Genomic DNA, 7,825 nt, shown 5'->3' with positions numbered 1-7,825 from the left:
CCGCATACGCCGCATACGCCGCCGCATACGCCGCCGCAGACGCCGCCGCATACGCCGCCGAGCGGCGCTGGCAATATGAGCGATTCTGCGAGTATCTGATAAAAGGATAGCCCGACGGGAGCGAGCCGCCGGGCCCATGAGAGGGGAGCGATGATGAAACAGCTACATGATACCACAATCGCGCAAAGTGCGCAAACGCAGATGTACGACCTCAAGGTGCAGGCTATCGAGATGCTTATGCGAGAGTTCCAGGACACCGAGGCCAGATCAAAGGAATGCACCTCTATCACCACACACAACATAGCTACGGGCATTCACTGGTCAATTCAGCAATTGCTCAAAAGCTGGTTCGACTTTGGCGATCACGACGTGGCGGTCTTCTGGGACGAGATCAATGACGGCGCGGAGGTCGGCCCGATGATCGAGATGCTGGCAGAGGTCCAGGCCAGCCGCGACTACAGCGAGACGATCAATGCGGTACGATACGGAGGGGCATGATGAGCGCGATATTCCGCAAGGCGACGAAGGAACAATCCAAGCTCCGCATGGCCCTAGACGGCCCTAGCGGATCGGGCAAGACCTACACCGGGCTGCTGTTCGCAACGGCCCTAGCAGGATCGGAGGGAAAGGTGGCCGTGATAGACACCGAGCGCGGCTCCGCCTCCAAGTACGCCGACATCTTTGAGTTCGACGTGCTAGAGCTAACCGACTTTCACCCCAACAACTACATCGAGGGCATCAAGGCGGCTGAAAAAGCGGGATACGCCGTGATCGTGATAGACTCGCTCTCCCACGCCTGGGAAGGGCAGGGCGGCGTGTTGGACCTCCACGAACAGGCCACAACCAGGGAGCCAGGGCGCAACAGCTACACGGCATGGCGCACTATCACCCCGATTCACAACGGCCTAGTGGACACGATGCTGCAAAGCAAATGCCACGTGATCGCCACTATGCGCTCCAAGATGGACTACATCCAAGTCGAAGAGAACGGCAAGAAACGGATCGAAAAGGTGGGCATGGCCCCGATCCAGCGGCAGGGCATGGAGTATGAGTTCGACATCGTGGGCGACATGGACACGGCGCACAACATGGTCATCAGCAAGACGCGGTGTCTGGCAATTGCCGACGCGGTGGTGAGCAAGCCCACGGCGGAGTGGTTCGAGCGGGTGAAGGCGTGGCTCTCCAGCGGAACGCCGGCGGCCAGCAAGCCCACGGTGCTGCCCTACAACCGCCAGAACGCGAGCGAGTGGGACGAGCCGGTCAAGCCGGTGGTGAATGCAGAGCCGGTCAAGCAAACGAAGGAGCCTGACAAAAAGGCCGTCATGAAAGTGACGGACATGATCAAGGACCCGGCGGAATTGCGGCGCTTCTGGGCCTGGGTGGGGAACGACATGGCCCTCAGCCGCGCAGATGTACACGAGGCGGCCAAATGCGAGCACCTCGCCGACTATCCTGGAACCGTGGGCGAGCTTGTGGCGGCGATCAAGGCATACGTGAAAGCCAAGTCGGAGCTCGAGGACACGAACGAGGCCGATGACGAGGCCGCTAGAGAGGCGATGAACGCATGAGCATCCTGAGCCGTAACGATCCCAACCCCGACCCTACCGAGGTCCGCTGGTCCGAGATGGACCACGAGTACAGCGACAAGCGGCTACAGCACGCGCACACGGCGCTAGAGGAGGCCGCAGCCGCTATCGCAGAGTATCCCGATGACAGCGAGCTGGTGGCGGGAATCAAGTGGGTTATGGGCCTGGTGGAGCGGCTACAGGCAGGCGACGGGATGGCCCAGTTGCGGCTGGAAGTGGCCGCGATAGAGGCATGATGACCGCACATGAAAGGTGAGCTTATTGCAGCTATTCCTATCATGGCAAAGGAGGACCACGCCAGAGAGACCGCTATGGCTGCGCACGCAAAATGGCTGAAATCTGGAGCTGACGGCGACAGAAAGGCGTATGCGGTCGAGTTGCTACGCTTGGGCCAGCTTACGAGAAACGGCAAGATGGTCAAATATGCGGAAAATCTTCTGGCAGGGAGGGCATGATGACCGCAACCGAGCTATTGCTATCGGCATACGTGATCGTCCTGGTCGCCGTGGCCCTGTGGTTCACGGGCCGCGACATCAAGCGAGGCGAGTGATGCTGTACATCGAGACCTTCCGACGCGATGTGTATGTGAGCGACATGGCGCGCTTTGGCAGCCGCTATGTGCGGTATCTGCGCTATCCCGGCGAGTCGGACTATCAGGCGCAGATGAACGCAGTCGCCAAGTTCAATCGGCGGTACGCGCCGGTGGTCACTATCGGCCAGCAGGTTAGTGGCGTTGGTTCCTGCGAGGCCAGGCTCACCCGGCCAGCGACCACCGGCGACAATTGATTTGACATCCTGGGGGAATCGCGTATAATATAGCCAGGGGACAGAACGATGAGCAACTTGGAAATTGACAATCGGCAATACCGCCCACGCGATACCAGGTTGTGCGTTCTGTCCCCACGGAACCGAACCACGTCGCGTGGGCGTTTGCATTTATCGGAGGAGCGCATGAACAATATCCGCGTGTTTCACATCCCCTCTATTGGGCGCTGGCTCGTGATAGATCGCAATACGAATACCCCGACGGTAAGCACATCGCGGGAGTGCGCTATCGGCAAGGCGATGTATAAGCGGATCGTCGGGAAAGGAAAGTAGCTATGGCTCGCGGCAGGATGCTCAACACCTCTATCTCGAAGGCGAAAAAGTTCGACGAATTGCCGGATGATACCTGCCGCCTGCTGGCGACATGGACTATCGCGCACTTGGACCTTAACGGCGTGTTCTATGCCGATCCGATGCTGGTCCGCTCGGTGGTGTTCCCTCGCCGCGCCGACATAACGCTAGAGCAAGTGGAGGGCTACCTGGCCGCCATGCAATCCGTGGGCCTGATTCAGTTATTCGAAGATCGCGGCGAAATGTGGCAATGGTGGCCCGGCTTTGCCGACAATCAGCCGGGATTGCGCCGCGAGAGAGAGCGCACCGACTATCCGCTGCCGCCAGTTTGCCGTCAACCTGCCGACAATCTGCCGCCAAAGTGCGGCGAAATGTCAGCAGAATCTAAGTCTAAGTTAAATCAAATTAAGGTAGTAGAAGGCGTCGCCGCGAAAATCCCGCATGATAACGGCCAGGAGCCGCTTCCGGCAGAACAAGAACCACCACCACCGGATAAACCGACGGACGAAGAGATTGGCATGGTGTTCAGCGCCTATCAGGATACCTTCGGCCTCATACCCAGCCGCGCCGTATCGGAGGATGTCGAGGCGCTAATTGACGACATGGCCGGATATGGCGGCAAGCGTGGAGCGGAGTGGGTGTTGCTGGCGATTCAGGAGGCGCGAGATCACTCGCGGGGCGCTCCAAACCTGGCCTATCTGAAAAAGATCATCGCCAGCTGGCGGCGTGGCGCAACCGCGCCTCGCAACAAGGACAGCCCGTCTGACGGGAAGCAATGGACAGATGACGCGGTGAAACGGTTCTTCAAGGCGCAGGGAGTCCTATGAGCGCAGGGATGGCGGTTCGCAATCGCATAGACCCAAGGGGCCTGCTGGCAAACGAGGATGCCGAGGCCGCCGTGCTGGGCAGCATCCTGATGGACGCCGGGGCGCTGGTGATAGCGCGCCAGCACCTCCAGGCCAGCGACTTTTGGCTGCCGGACCATGCCGCGATCTACCAGGCCATGTGCGAGATATTCGATGACGGCCACGCGATAGATGCGGTGATGCTGGGCAACTACCTATCTATGCGCGGCCAGGGGAGGCAGGCCGACAAGCTGGCGGGGCTAGTGGCCGGGACGCCGACGAGCATCTATGTCGAGTCCTATGCGCGGATCGTTCAGGAGCTTGCCACGCGGCGGGAGCTATTGCGCTATGGGGCGCGGGTAACGGAACTGGCGGCAAACGAGGACATAGACGGCCCGGACGTGCTGGGGGCAGTGATGACCGAGATGCGCGGCGTACTGGATCGCCAGCGTGTGACCATGCAGCACATCGCCCAGCCTGCCAGCGACCTCCAGGAGTTCATCGCGGATCGCGTGGCGCACCCAGGGACCGTGTGGGGCTTGCCGTCCAGCATCCCGGCGCTGACCAACCTGACGGGGGGCTTCACGCCCGGCGTGGTGGTGATCGGCGGGCGGCCCTCGCACGGCAAGACGGCATTTGCCCTCCAGGAAGCGGAACACCTGGCCATGCGCGGGTATCCGGTGGCGATATTCTCGCTAGAGACGACGGTGCAATCGCTCATGTTGCGGATGGCCTGCCGACGGGCGCACGTTCCGAGCCAAGCGGTGCGGACTGGGCGCATAAGCCACGATCAGGAGCGGGAGCTATATGCGGCGCTGGCTGGATTAACGGGCCTGCCGATTTACATCTCGTACAATGCCGCGCCGACCGTGGCCGAGATTTACGCCGAGGTGTCGCGCCTCAAGATGCAGCATGACCTTAAGGCCGTCTTTGTGGACTATCTGCAACTGATAGACCGGCCCAAAGCCAACAGCACAAACGACGCGATCGCGGCCATATCCCGCTCGCTGAAGGTGCTGGCAATCGAGCAGGGCCTAGTGTTGTACGTGGTATCGCAACTGAACCGCGCCGTGGAATCGCGGGATGGGAACGTGCCGACGCTGGCAGACCTGCGGGATTCGGGCGCGATCGAGCAGGACGCCGACGCGGTGCTATTCGTGCATAGCCCGGAGCGGGTGGCGTTGCAGAAGGGCATCAAGCCCGACCAGGTTCCCGACGAGGTGAAAGGGCGGGTCCGGCTGATCCTAGCGAAGCAGAAGGAAGGGCCGCTAGGCGACATGATGGTGCGCTTTATAGCCGAATGGGGAGAGTTTGCGGACATAGCGGCGGGGGAAGAGCCGCCGTACTAGGGGAGGTGCTACATGGAGCGGAGCGAGGCGTATGAGCTACGAGATAACGCTGGTCTTGCCGTCGGACTCGCCATTGCCGACGATCCTGGGCAAGTGGCGCAGGACGGCGGCGGGGATCGAGGCGACGTACACGAGGAGCGAGCTGGAGACGTGCCTGTGGATCGCGGGGATATGGAGCAATACCGCGACGCATGGCGCAACGCATACCCAGCCGTCTTTCGGGTCTACGAAGACATCATGGCCGTCGTGAATGAAGGCGGGGCGTCGCCGTTTACTAGGTCAGTGATGCGCCAGTGGGCGCGGCGATTGATAGCTGCGCTACGGCCTCCGTCGCATGACGCAGGAGATGCGTTACAGGTAGGGGACTTGGTAGAGGAAAACGGATACGGCGGCGTCGTGGTAGACGTAGATCGCCCTGGTTTGCTGTCAGTGGCGATATTGCACGACGGTCAGTTGCAGTATGTGCAGCCGCACCAGATAGAGCGCATAGAGGGAGGTGAGCGAGATGGCGCGATTTGACGTAGGCGATCGGGTTGCGTGGTTGAGAGACGGCAAGCGCGGCCAGGTTGTGCGGATACACGGCGAGCGAGAGGAGCGGCCAGGGTGGTACGTGGTGCGCTTCGAGGACGGTGCGACGCACGAACTGTGCTCATACCAGTTGCGGCGTCTGCACGGCACGGTAGATAGGCGCTGGCAGCACGCGTGAGCGCATCCACCTGGCGGCGTGGGCGGTGACACGCACAAACGCGGTATGCAGCGGATAGGTCTCCTAGGGGCCGATAAGTGCGCCAGTGTGCACTTCCGTGCGTTAGCATGGCCGGTTCGACTCCGGCCCAGGTGGAATCCATCGGTCGGCGTGGCGGCGAACACGCGGGGGCCCAGCCCTTCATCGCCCTGGGCGGCGGTGACATTCGGTCGGTTCGACTCCGACACCGATGGAATGGTCAAAAAGCACAGTAGAGGAGGATTGCGATGAGCAGCGAATTGAAGCAGTTGATGGAAAGCGTCAGGAAGGAGAGGGAGGTATTTCGGGCGCAAGAGTACCAGCCTTGTGTGCCGCCGCCAGTGCGGTCTGAATGGGACGTTGCACTTGAGAGCATCCACAAAACGGAGGCGAGCGCGGAGCTATTGGCGAAGATGCTGAACGCGCCGATTGCATGGACGGCTGTAAGCGCTGTGGACACAGCGCCGCCTGAGGACCCGTCGCTTTCGCAAGAATTGCAGGCCATCATTAACCGGATTGTCTGGCTCAATGTCTGCATTTGCGACTATCTGGAGGCGTGCCTGCGAGAGGTCCGCATTGTCAAGGGACAAATCAAAGGTAGTGAGTGAAGCCTCTTGCCCGCAGATGTACCGGTTGTGGGCGTTGGCATAGCTGTCTCATACGCGACGGATATGCGCCTGAAATGGCGCGGCGTTGGGAGGTCTCGGCGCTGGCGGTGAGACGGCAACAGGGCTTCTAGCGCAGCAAACATGCTCATTGCTAGATAGAGACGTTACCCGCGAGTTGGGCGGGGTGGACCCAGTGCACAGACAATGAGACGGCCAACTGCTAGAAGCCACAACAGGGCCAGCGGCGGAAGTCGGCTTAAGCGCCGTGGGGCGGGATAACCGCACTATACAGCCGCTGGCCCAACATAGAGAGGAGAGCGATGAAACATCACATAGACGGTGACGCACTGTGCATAACCAAAGACGATTTTGTAGACCTACAGGTTTCGCCTGCCGTATTCGTTGACGTGTCGAGCGAGCTGGCGCAGAAAATCCTGTCTGGCGGCTTTCGTGGGCTGACGGTTAGCGAGTTGAGCGGCCTCCATTCGCAGCTAAGCGCTGATGGAGGGCGAGCGATGACAGACGGCGGTTTTCCCTACGTCCGCATGGAGCCGAAGACGCGAGAGACGGTGCGTCTCGTGCGGACCTGCGAGCCGTGCAGGTGGTGGGACGCTGACAAGGTATATCGGGTGGCTGGCTGGGGCAAATGTGGGCTGGCAGAAAGCGATTGCAGCTATGCGATATATAAGAGATCGCTAGCAGTCGCGCAGGACTATGAGGGCTACAGGGCGCACTTGGAGACGCGCCACGACTTTGGCTGCGTCCAGTGGGAGGCGAAGGATGAGCTGTGAGGAGTTCATAACGCGACTCATTCTTGTTTGTGCCGTGTACTCGGTGCTGCGTGTAGCGTTGCACGTTCTGGCGGCATTGTGGGAGGCGAGCGATGAACATAGGCGCAAGGCCGCGAGATGAGGAGCGAGATGACGACAAGCGCGCTTGAGGAGCGGTTCCTGACGCTATGCCGATGCTGGCGATTGCCGGAGCCGGTCAGGGAGCACCGCTTCGACCCTGTGCGAAAATGGCGGTTTGACTTTTGCTGGCTGGACGCAGGTATCGCCGTAGAGCTTGAGGGTGGTGTCTGGAGCCGTGGTCGCCATACTCGCGGGGCGGGGTTCACCGAGGACGCCCGCAAATATAACACGGCTGTTATATCAGGATACCGCGTGATTAGACTAACGGGCGAGATGCTGAACGAGTGCGGGCCGATCATGGCGTGGCTGAAAGCACAACTACTACATTGTGAGGAGGCTGCGTGATGTTTGACCCAGAGCGCGCTTATTGGAGCTACGGCCTGAATCGGTACTCGCTGCGCGATAACGTCAACGCGGCGATCCAGCAATACATCGCCAAGTTCGCCCACTACCCGCCAGCGGTGTACATCCCGACGGGCGGGGACATTACAGTGCATGACCTCGTGGGCTGGGGCGCGGACGGCCTGGTGGTGGTACGGGACGAGCGAGTCAAGGACCGCATAGCGATGGAAGGAGGCGAGAGATGAGCGAGATCAGCGACGAGCGGCTAGAGGCGATGTGCCGCATGATGGAGGTAACGTCGGGCTGGATAATTGGGGGTATCCCCGTGTCCGAACTGGCGCAAA

General features: G+C 60.7%; 14 protein-coding genes. All 14 read left to right on the top strand.

What is annotated here, in order from left to right:
- The first annotated feature begins 153 nt into the window (after nt 1-153).
- The 14 genes from WC683_18320 (at nt 154) to WC683_18255 (ending at nt 7,726) form a co-directional block, all read left to right on the top strand.
- Nucleotides 154-498 carry a hypothetical protein gene (locus tag WC683_18320; GenBank protein MFA4974567.1) on the top strand — a complete coding sequence of 115 codons (345 nt, stop codon included), beginning with the start codon at nt 154-156 and terminating at the stop codon, nt 496-498.
- Nucleotides 498-1,568 carry an ATP-binding protein gene (locus WC683_18315; GenBank protein MFA4974566.1) on the top strand — a complete coding sequence of 357 codons (1,071 nt, stop codon included), beginning with the start codon at nt 498-500 and terminating at the stop codon, nt 1,566-1,568. Before WC683_18320 ends, WC683_18315 begins: the two co-directional genes overlap by 1 nt.
- Nucleotides 1,565-1,822 carry a hypothetical protein gene (locus WC683_18310; protein ID MFA4974565.1) on the top strand — a complete coding sequence of 86 codons (258 nt, stop codon included), beginning with the start codon at nt 1,565-1,567 and terminating at the stop codon, nt 1,820-1,822. The genes WC683_18315 and WC683_18310 overlap by 4 nt, the downstream gene beginning before the upstream one ends.
- Nucleotides 1,823-1,831: 9 nt before the next feature.
- Nucleotides 1,832-2,041, top strand: coding sequence for a hypothetical protein (locus tag WC683_18305; GenBank protein MFA4974564.1), 210 nt, complete (start codon nt 1,832-1,834; stop codon nt 2,039-2,041).
- 94 nt (nt 2,042-2,135) lie between these two features.
- Nucleotides 2,136-2,372, top strand: coding sequence for a hypothetical protein (locus WC683_18300; GenBank protein MFA4974563.1), 237 nt, complete (start codon nt 2,136-2,138; stop codon nt 2,370-2,372).
- A 165-nt stretch (nt 2,373-2,537) separates the two neighbouring features.
- A complete protein-coding gene (locus WC683_18295) occupies nt 2,538-2,684 on the top strand; it encodes a hypothetical protein (protein ID MFA4974562.1) in 147 nt (48 codons plus the stop codon).
- 2 nt (nt 2,685-2,686) lie between these two features.
- Nucleotides 2,687-3,529, top strand: coding sequence for a hypothetical protein (locus WC683_18290; protein ID MFA4974561.1), 843 nt, complete (start codon nt 2,687-2,689; stop codon nt 3,527-3,529).
- A gap of 8 nt (nt 3,530-3,537) precedes the next feature.
- The gene (locus tag WC683_18285) at nt 3,538-4,896 is read left to right on the top strand and encodes a replicative DNA helicase (GenBank protein ID MFA4974560.1); all 1,359 of its coding nucleotides are present in this window, start codon (nt 3,538-3,540) and stop codon (nt 4,894-4,896) included.
- Nucleotides 4,897-4,908: 12 nt separating this feature from the next.
- A complete protein-coding gene (locus WC683_18280) occupies nt 4,909-5,415 on the top strand; it encodes a hypothetical protein (protein MFA4974559.1) in 507 nt (168 codons plus the stop codon).
- Complete coding sequence (locus WC683_18275; protein ID MFA4974558.1) at nt 5,402-5,602, top strand: hypothetical protein; 201 nt, start codon at nt 5,402-5,404, stop codon at nt 5,600-5,602. Before WC683_18280 ends, WC683_18275 begins: the two co-directional genes overlap by 14 nt.
- 266 nt (nt 5,603-5,868) lie before the next feature.
- The gene (locus WC683_18270) at nt 5,869-6,228 is read left to right on the top strand and encodes a hypothetical protein (GenBank protein MFA4974557.1); all 360 of its coding nucleotides are present in this window, start codon (nt 5,869-5,871) and stop codon (nt 6,226-6,228) included.
- Nucleotides 6,229-6,548: 320 nt separating this feature from the next.
- Entirely contained in the window at nt 6,549-7,019 is a 471-nt protein-coding gene (locus WC683_18265) for a hypothetical protein (protein MFA4974556.1), read from the top strand.
- Between the two features lie 129 nt (nt 7,020-7,148).
- Nucleotides 7,149-7,484, top strand: coding sequence for a hypothetical protein (locus tag WC683_18260; GenBank protein MFA4974555.1), 336 nt, complete (start codon nt 7,149-7,151; stop codon nt 7,482-7,484).
- Complete coding sequence (locus WC683_18255) at nt 7,481-7,726, top strand: hypothetical protein (GenBank protein ID MFA4974554.1); 246 nt, start codon at nt 7,481-7,483, stop codon at nt 7,724-7,726. The genes WC683_18260 and WC683_18255 overlap by 4 nt, the downstream gene beginning before the upstream one ends.
- Nucleotides 7,727-7,825 lie beyond the last annotated feature (99 nt).

The sequence above is a fragment of the bacterium genome (assembly GCA_041648665.1).
In the GTDB taxonomy this organism is placed as follows: Bacteria; UBA10199; UBA10199; order 2-02-FULL-44-16; family JAAZCA01; genus JAFGMW01.
The sequence above is the reverse complement of the archived record's forward strand: the minus strand, read 5'-3'. Positions and strand labels throughout refer to the sequence as shown.